This window comes from Planctopirus sp. SH287 (assembly GCF_056500625.1).
Window position 1 is genome coordinate 3,541,676 of record NZ_CM151403.1, and the last position, 18,511, is coordinate 3,560,186.

Below are 18,511 nucleotides of genomic sequence, written 5' to 3' on the forward strand. Positions count from 1 at the left end.
ATAGCTTGTGTTTGATTGACTGAAGATAACGTAAAACTCCCCCGACCTCATGCAAATTGCAATGAGTCCGGGGGAGTTAATTGGTCTCTGAAGAGACCCGCAAGTTCTTCTTACGGGAGATCTTTTTACATTAATAAATCAGGCAGCAACGCGCAGTCGCGGGGCGGGTTGCCAGGGAAGCGGGCCGACGGGGCCATGAGCTTCGCCATTCCATTGATGAGAACGCAAACTTTGAAGAACCATATCGGCGGTTTTCATGGCAGCCACACCTTCATCACCACCCACGAGCGGTTGGCGACCTGTTTGAACACATCGGACGAACTGCTTGAGTTCCGCCGTTAAGGCATCCCCTTCGCCAACGACCAGATTTTCGGGATGAAGGTATCTGGTGAAGACTTCTTTCTTAAGCTGTTCGATATTCGCTCCTGGCTGCCGTGATCGGGCCAGTGGAGACTCTCCCTGAAGCAGTTCCAAAGAGGGGGAAATGCGGCTGACAGTCCGGGTGTGCATATCCACAGTGACGCTGCCATTCATCCCAAACGCTTCAATCTTGCGGGAAGCGACGGGGTGAACGCGGTTAGCCGTGATGTCGGCGATACATCCATTGGAAAAATGCAAACGGGCCTGAGCGATGTCTTCATGCTCACCCATCACAGAAACGCCGAAGGCTTCCACGCGAACGACATCACTGGAGTTGGCCAGCCAATGAACCAGATCGATATCGTGGATCATCAGGTCATGCACGACACCAATGTCTGTTGACCGGAAAGCGTAAGGACTCACGCGTTCTGCGCGAATGTATCTGGGGGATTCAATGTAGGGCTTGGCAGCGATCATCGCGGGGTTGAACCGCTCGACATGTCCCACTTGCAGCAACGTGCCCATCTGCCGGGCCAATTGGGCAATCTGCTGGGCATCGCCCAGCTGGCCGGCCAATGGCTTTTCCACAAGCACGGGAACACCTGCTCGCAGAAAATCTCCTGCGACGCTGAGGTGGGCAAAGGTGGGTACGACAATCGACACCGCATCGACACGATCGAGCAGATGTCGATAGTTCGAGACCCAGCGGGTGCGACATTTCTCCGCGACTTCCTGTCCCCGCTCGGCATGGCTGTCAACAACCGCCACCAATTGGACTTCAGGAAGTTCGCTCAGGATTCTTGCATGATGCCGGCCTAATGCGCCAACACCAATGACGGCCATTCTGACACGGCTCATGCCGCTCTCCGGATAGGGTGAGGATTGGCAGGGCGAGCACGGACGGCTTCACGAGCGCGACCTTGTTTACCTTGCCGTTGCTGCTCAAGAAAATCGAGCAGATTGGTGAGTTCCCAGGGGATCACATCATCGCAAGCAGCCAGCAGCAAATGCCGGGCTTCATCCAATGGCTTGTGATCGCGAAACAACAGGCGATGGGCCTGACGAATGATATTAATGGTCGAGTCCGGCAAGCCGCGTCGCTTCAGACCGATCAGATTGACCGAAACAATCTTGGGGGCATCACTGCCAGCCGAGATCATATAAGGGGGAATATCTGTCGGAGCACGGCAGCCACCGGAAAGAAACGCATGCGTGCCAATCGAAGCAAACTGGTGAACCACCGAGTTACCCGAAATGAACGCGTTGTCATGCACATGGACATGCCCGGCCAGGAGTGACCCATTGGCCAGCATGATGTTGTTTTGCACATGGCAATTGTGACCCACATGGCTGTTCGCCATCAGGTAATTGTTGTTGCCAATCCGTGTGATGTAGTCTTCTTTCTCGGCTCCGCGATGAACAGTGACCCCTTCACGGAAGGTGTTGTCATCACCGATGTCGAGAAATGTGGGAACACCGGAGTAACCCAGATCCTGCGGTTCGCCTCCCAGGGCAACAAACGGCGACATGCGGTTACGCTGGCCGACAATGGTGTGGCCAGTGATGGTGACATGGCTGTCGAGACGACATCCCGACCCCAATGTGACATGGGGGCCAATAACGCAGAACGGGCCAATTTCGACGTTCTCGCCAATTTTTGCGTGAGGGTCGATTTGTGCCAGTGGTGAAATTCTTGAGGCCATGCGGCGACATCCTTGTCTAACGCATGACGCGGGGCGGATGGAGAAGTGGTGTTGACGGAAAATGAATTCCGCAATTTCTTCACGAAGAGCCGCAGCGTCTATTCTTGTGGTGGGGCGAAGGGATTAATACTTTTTTGCAGGAAACAGTCTGCCTTATTCATCGGCATTTACCGTGGGCAGCGATTTGGAAACGTTGCGTTTCTCCTTAACTCGTCGACAGAATTCCTTAATCAATCAATGAGATCTCGCCAAATCCAGCGCCATCCCGGTTCGTGGAAAATGAGGCTGGTGTGAAGTGAATTCAGGAGCACGGATCACTTCATGCGTCCGCTGGATACGTTCAATAATCTGATGGTTGTGGTGATGTCCTGTGCGAAAGGCCCGGAAATGACCATGAAGATCACAGCCGATTAAGGCAAAATCGCCGATACAATCGAGAATCTTGTGACGAACACATTCATCGCGAGAGCGGAGCGAATTTCCGATCGGGCCATCGGCTCCGAAGATCAGCAGATCTTTTTCAGTGACGCGCTTGCCGTAACCTTGTGATTTCAAAAACTGAACTTCTTCCTCCAGAACAAACGTTCTTGCGAAGGCCACTAATGTGATAAAGGTTTCAGGAGTCACCTCGAGCGAGAATGACTGTGGCTTGACTGGTGAACGAGGGCCGTAATCCAGTTCGTAAGTGATTACGAGGCCGTGTCGACTGATCGGATTTGCCGAGAGAGCCACATCATCACTGCCTGTTGAGATCGCTTGCGGTTGATTGACCACAACCAGATCACGATAGGCATTTTGTTCAACAATTCCGCCGTCCAGCAGGCATTGGACAAAATCCAGGCTTGAACCATCACAGCCTGGTGGTTCGGGAGCGTTCAAACGCACCAGGCAATTGTCAATCTGAAGTCCTGCCAATGCCGCCATGACGTGTTCAATGAGTTCGACGGTGGCCTCTCCGTTGGAGATTGCCGTACGACGCTCTTTCTTGATGACCTGCTCGATTCGTGCAGGGATTGGAGAAGTCGACTTCAGATCAGTTCTCTGAAAGTGAATCCCCATTCCCTCGGCCTGCGGATGAAACGAGATGTCGACATCGGCATTCGTAAAGAAGCCGATCCCGCTCATTTCAACGGCCCGTTCCAGTGTTCGCTGGCGTCTGGGCACGCGCATGGTCTGCTCCGTATCTGGAGACGAACGTCGGTCAGCAACAAAATCTCAAACAAGTCGATTCACAGGAGATGAGTCCTGTCATGAAACAGGGATCTGGCCATAGAACGGGGTTCACACGATGAAGCCCTGGAGACCGGTCATCGTGTGAGCCTTTGTTCCAATTAGCGAGGAGCACCTGTACGACGTGAAGCCTCGTTGGCAGGAGCGGGGGTGGCGTTACCTGCGCCGCCGAACTTGCCATTCAGGTACTTAAGGACAGGCTGAGTAATGTCGTTTTCGGCCTTGAAGTACACGACCTGGCGATTCATCCCCTGGATCAAGCCCTGAGGGTTGTCACGGTCGAGTTCTTCGCTGCTAAATCGCAAGACAAGGGTGTACTTGAAATAGTCGGCGTACTTGGCCACAGCGTCAGTCACTTCGAGATAGACGGTGTGGTAGATTTCGCTTTCCTTTTTGAGGAACTCACGCTGTGCCGAGCGGCGGTAGGCTTCAAACTCTGCGGAAGCGGTGGCCAGCTGTTTTTCAGCAGCGGTGAACTCTGGGCTGCCTTCCTTGAAAGACTTCATCTTCTGCTGAAGCCCCTGGAGGTTGCCGGCCATTTCTTTGGCCTTGGCTTCGCTTTGTTCGATTTCAGCCTTCAGGTCTTCCCGAAGCACTTCAAACTTCTTGTATTGCTTGAAGATCACTGCCATATCGATCAGCGCCACCTTGTGGGGCAGAGCGGCTTCGGCCGGAGCCTGTGCCTGAGCAGTGTTCCCCGAGACGAACAGGGTTGCGGTCAAAGCGACAGATAGAGTCGCACAGACGAGTCGATAAAACGGACGGGACGCGATTTTCACGGCGCGGGCACTCCTTTGCTTGCCGGGTATTGAACCTGTTCAATGCGGTTTACGCCCGAAAAACAATGAAAAGTACACCACAAAGCGCACTCTTCATTATCTTTGGAAGTTTGTCTGATTGGGACACCTTCGTGGTGATTCAACCGAGACATCAACCCGCATGTTCACGCAATCTCTCAGAGGAGGCCTGAAGCGTCAAGACGAACAGAGCGGAAGCAATAGCAATCTCCCGGCAAAAACCGCCGGTGACAAGTTCCTACAACCGTTATGAGCCTTGCCGGGTGAGGCAAAAAGGCGGAGATGTGAACCTGCGGACACCTCTTTGTTGCGATCCCGACATTCTCAACGTTTTTTGCTGCGCAGCAAAAAAGGGAAACTTGATGAGTGCGTAACAACCCAGAATGTTCAGGACAAAGAAGGACATACGCCGCGCACACTGGCCCGAAAACGGCACTATGCACCTGCGGTGATATTGCCCTTAAGCCGTTCTTCACGATCAAAGGCCAGAATCGGCTGGATTAATTCGTCCAGATTTCCCTGCATGATCTGATCAAGCTTATAGACCGTCAGACCAATGCGATGATCGGTGAGGCGATTCTGGGGAAAGTTGTATGTCCGGATCCGTTCGCTCCGATCACCTGAACCCACGAGGGTTCGCCGCTGTTCGGCACGGACGGCATGAGCCTGTGACTCCCGCAGTTCCATTAAGCGGGAGCGCAGCACACGCAGAGCCTTGGCCTTGTTCTTGTGCTGGCTCTTTTCATCCTGGATACGAACCACCAGTCCTGAAGGGATATGAGTGATTCGTACGGCTGACTCCGTTTTATTGACTTTCTGCCCGCCGGGGCCGCCTGCCCGCATCGTGTCGATACGAAGATCTTCGTCGCGGATCTCCACGTCAATTTCGCTGGCTTCGGCCATCACCGCCACAGTGGCTGCGCTGGTGTGCACGCGCCCCTGAGTTTCCGTTTCTGGAACGCGCTGCACACGATGGCCACCACTTTCAAACTGTAAGCGGTGATAAGCACCAGGGCCAGTAATCGTGATGACGACTTCCTTCAGCCCGCCCAGTTCAGAGCCAGCCAGTTCCATGACTTCGTATTTCCAGCCCTGGATATCGACATATCGCGTGTACATTTCATACAGATCGCGGGCAAACAAGGCGGCTTCATCACCACCAGTTCCCGCGCGAATTTCCATGATCAAGCTGCCGCGGGTGAGTGAATCCCCCGCTGTGACCATGTCTTCCAACTCAGTTTTCAGAGGTTCATAGCGGGGCTTGAGTTCATCAATCTCTGTCTGAGCGATCTCGCGGGTTTCGTTATCATCTGCCTCGGAAAGCATTGCTTCGGCAGCGGCCAGATCATCCTGAAGCGTATTAAATTCGCGAACGGTCGAGGCGATTTTTGACAAGCCGCCATGTTCTCGCTGGATTTCGAGCATTTTGCTGATATCAGCCAGAACCTCTGGATCCTGAAGCTGGGCTTCAAGCTCTTCAAAACGAACCAGTTTGGCCTGAAGCGTAGGAAAAAAACGTTCGGTCATGACAACATCCGAGCATAAAACAGAAGACGGTGCCGTGTGACTGAGGCATCGAGCATCGCTGAAGATCGATCTCGGAAAGAACCTCTGAAAACACACCTCTGAAAAACAACAGTGCCGCCGGATCAGCCGACCCGACGGCACCAAGGTTCGGCAGCGATGAGCAGGCACAATGGTCAGCAGCTTGAACCAACTGCAAATCCAATGAGGTCTGATACTGCTAACGGTCAAAGATGATCATTCTTCGCCTCTGTCGACATGCGAGGCGGAACGTCTCATTTTTGACCGAGTCTGGTATCGACCTCGATGAAGCCTGACGTGCTACTTCTTTTCGCGCTTGTCCCAGTTGTACTTCTTCTGGAACTTCTCGACACGACCAGCGATATCAATGAACTTCTGCTTCCCGGTGAAGAACGGGTGTGAAGCGGAACTGATATCAACGGTGACGAGAGGGAAGGTCTTCCCTTCGTGCTCGACCGTCTTTTCTGTCCTGATCGTCGAGCGGGTGAGGAATTTTTCGCCCGTGGACATATCCTGGAAGACAACTTCGCGATACTCGGGGTGAATGTCTTTTTTCATCGAACCAACCTTGAACTCTTCAAAAGCTACCTGTGTCCGCTTTCACAAAGATGCAGATCACAGGCATTCGGGGTGAGAACCGTATCGCTCAGATATCAACCAACTTAGTCGCGTCTGTAATATGCCCCATGGAGGAAATCACGACGATGCGACACTTTTACTGAATTTGAGTAGGAAGAGTGTAACTTGCTGAAAATCCCGTCGCAAGGAAGTCGAAAAGTGTTTACAAGGCGTTAAACTGTAATGACTTGCAACTCATTCGTAAAAACGATTTGCTCTCTGCGCGATTCCTGGTTGCCACAAACTGAGAAATTCGGTTCTTTTCTCAAGAGGGTCGATAGTGGTACGACCACTCTGTCCTGGCAGGTTGTTGAACTCGTCCGCAGGCTTGCTGGCCTGCTCATCACCCACTGCTTAACCTGTCAAATCAGAATTGAAGCTCCACCAGTGCCGTGTCACGGCTTTACCTTGAGGTTCTATGCTTAGCCACGTCCTCCATTGTCGGACTTGACGACCTGTTTAACCCTGCTTTTCAACTTTGACAATGTAGCAGGCTGACGACCTGATTCTACAGATGCTGGTGGTAACGGCTTAATTTTCAATGTTCAACAACCTTTCATTCTTTATGAAAGCTCCTTTATGAGTCTTTCCGGCAGACATCGGGTTGTGATTATTGGCGGTGGTTTCGGCGGCCTCTGTGCGGCCAAGGCCTTGCGCAAAGCTCCCGTGGATATCACGCTTGTTGACCGCCGTAATTTCCATCTGTTTCAACCACTGCTCTATCAGGTGGCCACGGGGGGACTTTCCCCGGGGAACATTGCTGCCCCGTTACGCGCGATTTTTTCCCGGCAACGAAATGTCCATGTCCGGATGGATGAAGCGATTGGTTTCGATTTGCCGATGCGTAAGGTGATGTTGAAAGAAGGGGAGTTAACGTTCGATTCATTGATCGTTGCGGCTGGCGCACGGACGGGATATTTCGGCAATGATCAGTGGGCTTTGGATGCCCCTGGGCTGAAGTCGATTGAAGACGCCATCGAGATCCGCCGTCGTATCCTGACGGCCTTTGAAGAAGCTGACAAACTTCCCACGGCCCATGAGCGTGAATCGCTGCTGACGTTTGTCATCGTTGGCGGCGGGCCAACGGGTGTGGAACTGGCGGGAACTCTGGCGGAAATTGCTCGCCATACATTGCGGCACGATTTCCGGATCATTAACCCGGCTGAAACGAAGATTATTCTCATTGATGCCGCCCCACGAATTCTCATGGCCTATTCCGAAGATATGGCCCTTTCTGCCCAGCGCAAACTGACCGAAATGGGCGTGGAAGTGCGAACGAACACCAAGATTCAAGAGGTTGATGCAACAGGGGCAAAAATTCTCACGGCCGCCGGTGTGGAACATCTGCGGGCTGCCAATGTCCTCTGGGCGGCTGGTGTCAGTGCGTCTCCTCTTGCAAAACTTCTTTCTGAAGCCACTGGGGCTTCTTTAGATCGTCAGGGGAGAATTGAAATCCAGGGTGATCTGACACTGGCCGGCTATTCCAACGTCTTTGTGATCGGCGATATGGCTCACCTAAAACAAGCCAATGGTCAGCCTGTTCCTGGAGTGGCTCCCGCAGCGATGCAACAAGGGAAGTATGTGGCCAAAGCGATCCAGTCCCGCTTTCAAAACATGACTGTCCCGGCGTTTCAATATAAAGATCTGGGCAGCATGGCGACTATTGGTCGCAAAGCCGCCATCGCGGAAATCAGTGGCTGGAAATTTACAGGGATCATTGCCTGGCTAATGTGGCTATTCATTCATCTGATGCAGATTGTCAGCTTTGAAAGCCGTCTGCTGGTGATGATTCAATGGGCCTGGAATTATCTGACATTCAGCCGCTCTGCCCGCCTGATTACACAAAGCGGTTATCCGAAGCACGAGATTCTGGCTCATCCCGATCAGGGCACGCACCACGATCCGTCCAAGCCGCCCGCCTCTTCGGTCATTCTCTAAACAACGGGAATTTTCGGCCCAAAGTGGCGTGTCACGTACTGATGGTTTGCAGGCTGCCCATAAAAAACCTCAGCCAGGGCAATTGCTCCTGGCTGAGGTCACAATCATGAACACGGCGCAGCGTCCATGACGTTAGAAGGGTTGTCGATTAGCCGCCGGTTGTGGGTTTAACATCCTGCGCCTGAGCTTTCAGATAGCTGAGCAGATCCACCAGTTCTGAAGGTGCGATCGAAGATGCTGTCCCTTCAGGCATGCTGCTCATCTTCTGTTGAGCACGTTCTTCGACATCTGCCTTGGCAATCTTGCGAACGATCTTGCCATCGAAGATTTCGATTGTGGTGTCATCCTCTTTCACCAGCAGGCCCGAGACGGCAACACCATCGGAGGTAATCAGCATCGTCGCACGATATTTCGGATCGACTTCTGCGTTGGGATCGATGATGGATTCCACAATTTTCGTGGCTTTCATCCGCTTGGCAACCCCGGCCAAATTCGGGCCATATTCGCGACCTTCACCGTTCCCGACTTTATGACAAGCGGTGCAGTTGCGGACAAAGACTTCCCGCCCGCGCCCCACATCGCCTGACAGACCGGCCAGCCCGGTCATGGCTTTGTTTCGTTCTTCTTCAGGTTTGAGTTCTGCACTCAATAAAGTCTGAATGAAAGGCAAAGCTGCGGCACCGGATTTTGAAGCCGAGAGAATCTCGGTCACGATCCCTTTGGATCGCTCGGGAGCTGGAATCTTGCCGGTGAGATAATCCCCTCGCCACAGCGGTTCATGGGCTGCCAAGGCATGACGAATGGTGTAATCCGCCCAGTAATCGGCAGGCTTTTCGGTCATGGCCAGCACAGCGGCCGAAGCGGCAGGATCATTAAAGAAGCTCAGGCCACGTGCAGCTTCCGTTCGGACACGCGGGTGTTCGTCCTGAGAGGCCTTGACCAGCAGCCCCATCGCATCGGGCAATTCTTCACGATGGTCAGCCACAATGTGAACAGCAGCAGATCGGGCTTCCGGGCTGGAAGAAGCCAGCACCGAATTGACCAGAGCCTGATCCAACTGATGATGCCCAGCCAGCACCCACATCGCTTCGCACTGCAAGCGTGGGAAGTCGGCGGATTTCGGGTCAAGTGTGGCTAACCAGGCTTTGACACCGGGAACAACATCTTCTGTCGCACGGCTGTTTAGTTCATTACGGGCACGGTAACGCGTGCGCCATTCGTAGACCTTGGTCTGGTCAAGCAATTCCTGAATGGACTTGCCATGCTGGGTGATGGGTTCCAACAGGGGACGATCTTTAGCCACCAGGCGGTAGATGCGGCCGCGAGTATGATCACGGCTGGGATCGCGCTGAGAGTATTGCATGTGGCCAATCAGAGCGTTCGCCCAATCACCAAACCACAATGCTCCATCTGGCCCAATTTGAGGATCGGCAGGGCGGAAGTGCTTGTCGGTTGACCGGATGAGATCATCAGGCTTGCCATCGGCCAGTTTCATCCGCTTGCCGGCAAAACCACCGCCATCATCGCCGACTGTAAAGCGGGGGAGGCCGTTCATGTTGATCACGCAGGCATAGGTAAACTGCTTTTGCACATTGTCAGGGAATTGGCGACTGACGAGCCATTCACAACCCAGGGCCGGACGCATCCCTTCCTGATTGAAGACAAACTTGAGTCCTGTGCGCCCGCGGAACTGGGCGCCGGAGAGCGGTGTGTCCCAGGCATGATTCGCTGTGGTTCCGTCGCCGGCGATGCCTTGTCCCCATTCATCGAAGACATAGCACCACATGTTGTATTGGCCGGGCAGAGCAAACTGCCGAATTTTCAAAGTGCGGGGATCGAGTACATAGGCGCCCCCTGCTCCTTGACTGCGGTGTGGCCCCCACGGTGTTTCCAGAGTGGTACTGGTGGCGATCCCTTCGAGCATGTGCAATTGGCCGCTATTCGACCATTCAAACGCACCGCAGGTGTGGTGAGTATCGTCAGTGGCCCAACCATCGATGAGATGAACGACAACATCGGCCTTGTCATCTCCGTCGGTATCCTTCAACCAAAGCAATCGCGGCTGATCGACAACCAGCACGCCACCGTTCCAGAATTCAAAGCCGGTGGGACATTGCAGCTTGTCGTAAAAGACCGTGCACTTGTCGGCTTTGCCATCTTTGTTGGAGTCTTCAAGGATAATCAGCCGATCATCCGGCTTCTTGTCACCGGGCTGCCACTGAGGATATGTGGGCATGCACGACACCCACAGGCGACCTTTGTTGTCGAAGTTGAGTTGAACCGGTTTGGCCAGCTCAGGGAACATGGTTTCATCGGCAAACGCTTTGATCTCAAAGCCTTCGGGAACTTTTGTCTGTTCGATCAATTGCTCGGGAGTGAGATAACGCAGTTCAGTTGCTTCAGAGTAAACCTGACGTGGTTCTCCGAAGCGGGTGGGAGGAACGATCAGTTCTCCCGTGGCGGCGTCGTTCGGCTCGGGAACGGTTTTCCCCGCAGCAAGATCCCAGACATACTGATCGCGAACAGCCGCCATATTGCGGATCTTCACGTATTCGCGAGGAAACGTCTCAGTGTCGAAGGTGCGGCGTCCCCCATAGACATACCACCCATTCAACATGCGGTAGTCCTGAAGGTGAATCCAGGATTTATCGTTAATGGCTTTTCGCAGTTCCTGATTGATCGAACTCAGTTTATTTAATGCGGTATCACCAAAAGCCGCACTGAAGAGGAGCCTGGCAACCGCGAGGTCGCCTTCCTCATTCAAATGACAGCCGTTGATGGTCTGTTGCAAACCGGGCTGAGCTTCAAAGAGCGCCTTGGACGGAGCAAAAACATCCAGACAGGCCAGTTTCTGCTCGGCAGCGACTTCTTTAACGGCTTGCGCGTAAGCGGCAAGGTTGGCGTTTTCCGTCTCTCCCTTGGGTTGCAGCGCACTGCCGGAAGATTCAAAAGCGATTGGTGTGACCAGAATGAATCGCGGAGCAGCCTTCATATCGTCACGAGGGTATCGTTTGGCGGTCTCGTTCAGGAATTTCTTGTAGTCGGCTTTGAACTTCTCGACGTTTTCCAGCCCGACAAATGCTTCGTTAAATCCGAAGAAACAGAGATAAGTGTCCGCTCCAAACGCCAGTTGAGGATCATCCAGATTGGTGTAATCGCTGGATCGCTGGTGAATGGCAACCTCTTCTGCGGGGCGACCGAAATTGCGTACCACCAACTTCTTTTGAGGGAAGTGGGTGTGCAGCATTGTTTCAAAGTGGCCGAAGAGGTTCATTCGCTCAGCGAAACTGTTCCCCACGAATGCCACGCGTTCGCCTTCAATGAAGTCGAGCGGGAGCTGGCTGGGAGGAAGATCAGGGCGTTTGGGGCGAGCAGGAACCGCCAGGAGCTTTTGTGCCAGTTCCTTGCTGGGGCCTTGAGCCAGGGCTTTGGCCCCTGTGCTGACACCGAAGCTGGTGGAATCTGCAAATGGTAAAACTCCGAAGCCCCAGATGGCTCCAATTCCCAATGTGGTGGCAGTCAACCGGGTGAGCCAGCAGCCCCAGGGAGAGAGGTGATCCAACTTCATGCGTCTGTTGTCCTACAAATTTCAAAGGAGCGAACACAGGTGAGTTTCAACACGCTGTTTTCGACAAAGATACCAGAGTCAATCAGCTAACATGCGTGTCACGACAATACTGATCCAAAATCTGTCACAATCAGTCATGATTTTGCAATTACTTTTCATTGGAATTCCAAGCTCAACAGAAACGACACGACGCTCGTATGGTAAGATTTCTCTTAAGCATTCTGGGCAAATCGTCAGTTGGTTAGAATTCAGCAATGATCAGATTTACGTTTGTTGATGAGTTTCTTAGGAATAGCTCCACAAAGCAACTACTAACTAATGAATTGTTGGCAAATTCCACTGGCATTTTGTTTTCAATCAAACTCTTCGATCGAAGACCTGACGGAGACAAAGGGAGCGTCCCGCCTTGTTACGATACGTAAGAAATCTCAGTTTTCTCTGACGACTTCTTGCAGAATTTTCGTGTTCCTGAATTTCGAGTCTGTCGAAATGCCTGCCAAGATCGCACAATATCGCCCATGAGCGAGGTCATCTCCCGAATTAGTCACGCTTTGCAAGCTGTGCGTGAGGCGCTGCTGGGGGAGCGTGCATTCATCATTCCCGATTATTGCTCCGCTGTCTCAGATCGTGGGGCTGAAGCGGGGCATGAGCGAAGTTTGCCTTCACCGGAATCATTGATTCCTTTAGCCACAAAGGCCAGAGGACACTGGGAGGGAGAACTCTCAACCTCGGCTCTTTCCACGGCCACAGCGGTCATGGCCTTGCTCCAGTATGTTTCCGCTTGCCGGAAAAAGAAGGGAAGTTTTCCCGCCTCAGATGACCTCTCACTTGTGGAACGTGGAGTCCAGTGGCTGATCGATCACCAAAATCCAGACGGTGGCTGGGGGGATACGCTCAAAAGCTTTTCGAATATCAGTACGACCATGCTGTCGTTCGCCACCTTGCATACTTACACGCAATTGCCAATGCCTCATGCGCAAGACGAGTGTGTCAAAACGGCCTTGCTGAGAAGTCACCGTTATGTTCACGAAGCGGGTGGCATTGCGGCCATTCATGAGCGATATGGAAAAGACCATACGTTCTCTGTCCCGATCCTGACACATGCCGCACTGGCGGGATTGGTCTCGTGGTCAGAGATCCCCGCGCTTCCTTATGAACTGGCCTTGTTGCCGCATCGTTTTTTTCAGGTTATTCAGCTTCCTGTCGTCAGCTATGCTTTGCCCGCTTTGATTGCCATTGGTCAGACACTGCATTTGCGGCAACGCACCTGGAATCCCTGGTGGTGGGTGCGGCGGGCGGCCATTCCCGGAACACTGGAAAAGCTCCGCAGTATTCAGCCCGAAAGCGGCGGATTCCTTGAAGCGACCCCGCTCACAAGTTTTGTGACCATGTGCCTGGCCAGCGTTGGCCGGATTGAACACCCCGTAACGCGGGCGGGGCTTCAGTTCATTCGTGACTCGGTGCGCCCCGATGGCAGTTGGCCAATCGATACGAACCTCGCCACCTGGGTGACGACTCTCGCGGTCAATCATCTGGGGCGAGAAGCATTCACCACTGATGAACGTCATCAACTTCGAGAGTGGCTACTGAAACAGCAGTATCGTGTCATTCATCCTTACACGAATGCGGCTCCCGGTGGCTGGGCCTGGACGAACCTGATAGGAGGTGTTCCCGATGCCGACGACACCCCTGGTGCAATGCTGGCACTCATGGAACTGGAGGAAGATCAGGAACGGGATGAGTTGAGACAGGATCATCAGGAAGCATCAAAGTTCCCATCATCCGATGTGCCAGATAAAAAATCTCCTTTCACGCCAGAAGTGAAAGGGGCGCTGGATCAAGCAGCTCAATGGCTCATCGATTTACAGAACCGTGATGGGGGCTGGCCAACTTTTTGCCGGGGTTGGGGAGCACTCCCGTTTGATCGCAGTTCCTGCGACATTACGGCTCACTGTATTCGGGCACTGGTGAAATATGACACCTGCGTCTCTCCTCTGGCTGATGACCGCTGCCTGCTCGGTGAAAACACATCGTTCACCCGGCGGCAACTCAGAAATGCCATTCAGCGCGGGTTCGATTTTCTGAGAGTGATGCAGCGGGAGGACGGTTCCTGGCTCCCCTTATGGTTTGGGAACCAGCACAATCCGGACGATGAAAATCCGCTTTACGGAACCGCACGTGTCCTTATGGCTTATGCCGATGCGGATCTGGAAACATCACCTCAGGCACTTCGCGGGTGCGATTGGCTGGTTCGTCATCAGCACCCTGATGGTGGATGGGGAGCGGGAACGGCCGCGATAGATACTGATCCGGGGGTTCCTCATCTCGATCGTCAGAAGATTGAGCCGACCAGTGTGGAGGAAACGTCGTTGGCTTTGATTGCCTTATCGCGTTTTGCCGCCACACGCATCGTTCTGGAGCGAGGGGCTGCCTGGTTGATCGCGCGAGTCGAAGCGGGTACCTGGCGCGAGCCATCGCCGATTGGTTTCTATTTCGCGAAACTCTGGTATTTCGAGAAGCTTTATCCTCAGGTATTTGCCATGGGGGCGCTCAGGCAACTTGCTGCAAGACTCGGAGCCGAGGAAGACGAAGGAAAAACTCAAGGGGTGAATACTGGTCATTCTTCCGTCGAAGCAACAGTTACGTCACATTAAGCAGGCCAAGTCCTGTCACTGATGTTTTGCTATCACTGTTCCCGGAGTTGACGCCTCGCTGAGTCCCTGTGAGGAACGAAACTTGGCCATGCTTCTGCGGATACTTTCATTTGTGCTGGTGCTTGTCGTTTGCTGGGTGGTGATGACCTTTACGCATGAGTTAGGACATCTGCTGGCAGGTTGGCTGAGTGGCGGGCATCTTCATTCTGCCGATCTGCTCCCCTGGCATCTGCCGCAAAGCCACTTCGATCCGAATCCGTACCCACTCGTCACGTTATGGGGCGGGCCGCTCCTGGGGATTGCCATTCCTGTCATGATCGCCTCTATTTTGCGTCATCGGCTGGCCTGGATGGTGGCTCACTTCTGCATTCTGAGTAATGGTCTTTATCTGGCAGTTGCCTGGTACACGGGTGACAACCATCTCGACACGCCGCGTCTGTTCGCCGCGGGGAGTTCACCCATTGTCGTGGCGTTCTATTGTCTTTTGACGATCCCTATCGGCTACCTTCGTTTTCGCATCGATTGCCTGAACTTCTTCATGCAAACGCCGCTCTGATTCCCGAGTTGATTCCTGCCGTTTACTAATCTTGATCGCCATTGAGGGGCGATTTTTTTTAGAGCCAACCGTTTTTGAGTATGATCTCCCTTCAAAGAAATTGCTAAAAAGTAGAACGGGGAACTGCTTCGTTATTTATGGCGAAGATGATTTCACTGGTTCCGCTTTCTGTCATAGCTCTGTCGTATTGCTGAGGTTTTGCCGTGCGAAATTTCCTGTTTTTGGCGCTGGTGTTGGCCTCTTGTGGCAATCAGGTCACTTTTATCAGCGCTGGGGAAAACAGTGCTGGCGAGTCTCCTTCGCGGCCGAATGTGGTTGTCTTTCTGGTGGATGACATGGGGGTGATGGACACGTCCGTTCCTTTTCTGACCGGCAAAACAGGCCTGCCTCAGCGGCATCCGTTAAACGATTACTACCGCACTCCGAACATGGAGCGATTGGCCGCCACGGGGATCCGCTTCAATCAGTTCTGCGCGATGAGTGTCTGCTCGCCTTCGCGGATCTCATTGATGACGGGCCAGAATGCTGCCCGCCATCATACGACCAACTGGATTCATGCCGGCCAGAACAACGCGACACCACACGGCCCACGTGACTGGAACTGGCATGGGTTGAAGCATGGCGACGTCACTCTTCCCCATCTTCTTCAGCAGCAGGGGTATCGTACGATTCATGTGGGAAAAGCTCACTTTGCCCCCGGAGAAGCGGGTTTTCCGCAGCACATCGGCTTCGACATCAATATCGCCGGGGGAGGCATGGGGCATCCCGCCAGCTATCTTTCCCAAGATCATTACGGCAACACGCTCAAGAAGAAAAAGAACCAGCCTCACCCCAATGCCGTTCCTGATCTCGAAAAATACCACGACTCAGGTCTCTTTTTGACCGAGGCTCTGACGCGGGAAGCCAACGCTCAGATCACGTCGGCCGTTCAGGAACAAAAGCCGTTTTTTCTGCACTTGGCACATTATGCGGTTCATAGCCCTTTTCAGCTGGATCCCCGGTTTGCCGATCACTATCCCCCTGATGCCAAATTTCCCAACAGTCATAAGTTCGCCACGTTGATCGAAGGAATGGATCGGTCGCTGGGGGATGTACTTGATCATCTTGAAAAGCTGGGTGTGGCTGAAAACACCTTGGTGATTTTTCTGGGTGATAACGGCAGCGATGCCCCACGCGGCGACAAGCATGGCTATTCCAGCTCGTCACCTTTACGAGGCAAGAAGGGGACAAGCTACGAAGGAGGAATGCGAGTTCCCTTCATCGCTTCCTGGGGCCGCCCTGATCAGAAAAATCCTCAGCAGCAGCGACTTCCCATTGCTGCCGGTGCTGTTCAACCTCAGGTGGCCTCGATCTGTGATCTCTTCTCCACGATTCTGGACGTGACAGACGTTTCCAGTCCAGAACATCATGTGCAGGATGGAACTTCATTAAAGCGACTTCTGACGGGTGTTGCTGATCCTGCCCGGCCATCAACGTTTCTGATGCATTATCCCCACCAGCACAACTCCTCGTACTTCTCGACTTATCGGGATGGTGAGTGGAAGGTCATTTACAACTATCTGCCTTCCGTCGCTTCAGAGGGAAAACGGTATCAGTTGTTCAACCTTCAGCAAGACCCTGCTGAGCAGCACGACCTGGCAGAGTCTCATCCAGCCGAACTGCGGCTCATGATGCAAAAGCTGATCTCCCGCCTGGAAGCATGCGGCGCCCAATACCCGGTTGACTCTGGGCAGACGATCAAACCTCAACTTCCCTGAGTTTCGCACTCTTTCAACAGACCAGACTCAAAAGATCAGAAACGTGACGAGGCAGCGAAAGGTCAACGGGAATAGCAAAAAACGGTCAGGTTTCTGTGAGCCAGCGGCTTCTGGAAACCTGACCGGTGGGACGGGATTATCGATTGCGGCGTGATTCGCCCGGCATCGCGGTTCTTGGCCAGGGCAATAGCCGCAGCCGTGGTGACGGAGCCAATGTCATTGTTCCTGATGTTGCTGTCGCTGGCGTGGCTGTGCCTGGGACGGCTGTGCCTGGGACGGCAACTGTTCCCCGTGGTGTCGCAGGGCTGACCACGGTCTCTGGTGACTTAAGAGGTGTGAGAACTCCCGAGGTCGAAATTGCTGGCTGTTGGCCATGAACTGATGACTGCATTGGCACGCCTCTGGCTGCGGTGAGGTCGGCAATTTCTTCTTCTCCCTCCATCGAGAAGGAAATGACTTTCTTTCCATCGAGAGGCATCTTTTTCAGATCCACCATACGAATCTGGCTGTTCTCATTGGTGCGAAAGTAGAATCGGAGGTTTTTCAGATCGTTAGCACTCGTCCAGAGGGTGTAGTCGGAAACTTCCTTTCCTCCTTCCATCGAACGGGCAGATCCCTTGGGGATGTCGAATTGATTCAGGATATGAAAGAGTTGCAGGACACCTTCGTGAGCCGTATCAACAGGGAGAGCACTTTTGGAGAACGCGACGGCTCGCACAAAACGTGAGGGCGGGGTGAAATCGCCGGGAAGCCCCAGCATGCCACTTCCCTGTCCCAGGGCATTGATTTTCTGTTCACCGACTTCAATCGAGGACTTCCCCAGTGGAGTCAGGTTGATGTAGTTTCCAAGGTTGGTCAGATGCCAGTCAAAGGATGGCGCATTGGTGACCGTCCCCAGCAGATTTTCGTGAATCTTCAGTTCCCCGCCGATATATTCCACCACAATGCTGCGGCCAGTAGCGTCGGTAAAGATATAGTGAACCGGCGGTACGAATCCCATCAGTGGTTGAACGACGCTGGTGACCTTGACGTTCTTGATCGCCTCGCTGGCTTCGTCAATGGTGCCGCATGTCCCCAGGACATAAATGCCCAATTCCCAGGGAGCGATGGAGTTGGCCATCTGCTCTGGTGTCACGGCTTGATAGCCAGCGAAGCCCGGGAAGTAAAACAGTCCTGCGGATAAGCCTTTTTCATTAAAACCATCAACGATCATCGGCAGGTCAAGCCCGTTGGCACCCGTGACGGCGTAACGACTTTTCCATTTCTTGCCCGGCTGCCCGCTGGGGGTGGTTCCCACATAGTCCATCTCGCGGGGAACCACGATGACTTTGGACTGCAAATCGAAGGCAAATTCCAGCGTGCGTCCATAGATGATGGAGCCATCTTTGGGCCGGATCGTGATACCCGTGCAGGCTTTCGCCTGTGAGGTCATCGCGAGGGGACTCAGCATGAGAGAAAGTGTCGCGGCAAAGGCCGCCAGTACGCGACAACGACGAACCATGAGAGCCTCGTGAAATAGGGGAGAGAGCATCCGCCGCGGTCTCAACGTCTTGCGTCGCCGAGGCAAGGAACTCTTCCATGCGAAGATCAGTGTGTCTAATAGAAACTTCCGCCACTGGTCGAGATCTGGCCTTTTTGTGGTGCCCTGTCGACAACCACGACTCACACAGAAAAGTCATCGCGAATGAACAGCGTTCCGGCTTATCTGATCCGGCAAATCTGCCTGAATTCCCAGCGGAAAGAAATTGCGAGACAGAGACAGTTCTCGTGGTGGCTTGTAGCAGC

The 18,511-nt window shown here is 53.5% G+C and carries 12 protein-coding genes; 4 read left to right on the forward strand and 8 right to left on the reverse strand.

Translation table 11 applies throughout. The features are described 5' to 3' along the window. Positions 1-138: 138 nt before the first annotated feature. The 6 genes from SH287x_RS13170 to SH287x_RS13195 all read right to left on the reverse strand — a co-directional run bounded on the left by SH287x_RS13170 (position 139) and on the right by SH287x_RS13195 (position 6,193). Complete coding sequence (locus SH287x_RS13170; RefSeq protein WP_479514773.1) at positions 139-1,218, reverse strand: Gfo/Idh/MocA family oxidoreductase; 1,080 nt, start codon at positions 1,216-1,218, stop codon at positions 139-141. Beyond that, the gene (gene lpxA, locus SH287x_RS13175) at positions 1,215-2,063 is read right to left on the reverse strand and encodes an acyl-ACP--UDP-N-acetylglucosamine O-acyltransferase (protein WP_479514774.1); all 849 of its coding nucleotides are present in this window, start codon (positions 2,061-2,063) and stop codon (positions 1,215-1,217) included. Before lpxA ends, SH287x_RS13170 begins: the two co-directional genes overlap by 4 nt. Before the next feature lie 234 nt (positions 2,064-2,297). Beyond that, a complete protein-coding gene (locus tag SH287x_RS13180) occupies positions 2,298-3,233 on the reverse strand; it encodes a UDP-3-O-acyl-N-acetylglucosamine deacetylase (RefSeq protein ID WP_479514775.1) in 936 nt (311 codons plus the stop codon). Positions 3,234-3,394: 161 nt separating this feature from the next. Continuing rightward, positions 3,395-4,072, reverse strand: coding sequence for an OmpH/Skp family outer membrane protein (locus SH287x_RS13185; RefSeq protein WP_479514776.1), 678 nt, complete (start codon positions 4,070-4,072; stop codon positions 3,395-3,397). 453 nt (positions 4,073-4,525) lie between these two features. Then, the gene (gene prfA, locus SH287x_RS13190; protein WP_479514777.1) at positions 4,526-5,617 is read right to left on the reverse strand and encodes a peptide chain release factor 1; all 1,092 of its coding nucleotides are present in this window, start codon (positions 5,615-5,617) and stop codon (positions 4,526-4,528) included. A 318-nt stretch (positions 5,618-5,935) separates the two neighbouring features. Further along, positions 5,936-6,193 carry a type B 50S ribosomal protein L31 gene (locus SH287x_RS13195; protein ID WP_479514778.1) on the reverse strand — a complete coding sequence of 86 codons (258 nt, stop codon included), beginning with the start codon at positions 6,191-6,193 and terminating at the stop codon, positions 5,936-5,938. Positions 6,194-6,832: 639 nt separating this feature from the next. Here SH287x_RS13195 and SH287x_RS13200 point away from each other — a divergent pair. Beyond that, positions 6,833-8,191 carry an NAD(P)/FAD-dependent oxidoreductase gene (locus SH287x_RS13200; RefSeq protein ID WP_479514780.1) on the forward strand — a complete coding sequence of 453 codons (1,359 nt, stop codon included), beginning with the start codon at positions 6,833-6,835 and terminating at the stop codon, positions 8,189-8,191. Positions 8,192-8,339: 148 nt separating this feature from the next. On the opposite strand, the gene SH287x_RS13205 is transcribed toward SH287x_RS13200, so the two are convergent. Then, positions 8,340-11,759, reverse strand: coding sequence for a PVC-type heme-binding CxxCH protein (locus SH287x_RS13205; protein WP_479514781.1), 3,420 nt, complete (start codon positions 11,757-11,759; stop codon positions 8,340-8,342). Positions 11,760-12,277: 518 nt separating this feature from the next. Here SH287x_RS13205 and SH287x_RS13210 point away from each other — a divergent pair. From SH287x_RS13210 to SH287x_RS13220, 3 genes are all read left to right on the forward strand, one after another. Then, entirely contained in the window at positions 12,278-14,413 is a 2,136-nt protein-coding gene (locus SH287x_RS13210; RefSeq protein ID WP_479514783.1) for a prenyltransferase/squalene oxidase repeat-containing protein, read from the forward strand. Positions 14,414-14,501: 88 nt separating this feature from the next. After that, entirely contained in the window at positions 14,502-14,969 is a 468-nt protein-coding gene (locus tag SH287x_RS13215; protein ID WP_479518709.1) for a hypothetical protein, read from the forward strand. A gap of 203 nt (positions 14,970-15,172) precedes the next feature. Beyond that, positions 15,173-16,726 (forward strand): sulfatase, encoded by a 1,554-nt coding sequence (locus SH287x_RS13220; protein WP_479514784.1) that lies wholly within the window; start codon positions 15,173-15,175, stop codon positions 16,724-16,726. Between the two features lie 136 nt (positions 16,727-16,862). Here SH287x_RS13220 and SH287x_RS13225 read toward each other — a convergent pair whose 3' ends face one another. After that, positions 16,863-18,227 (reverse strand): linear amide C-N hydrolase, encoded by a 1,365-nt coding sequence (locus tag SH287x_RS13225; protein ID WP_479514785.1) that lies wholly within the window; start codon positions 18,225-18,227, stop codon positions 16,863-16,865. Positions 18,228-18,511: the final 284 nt, after the last annotated feature.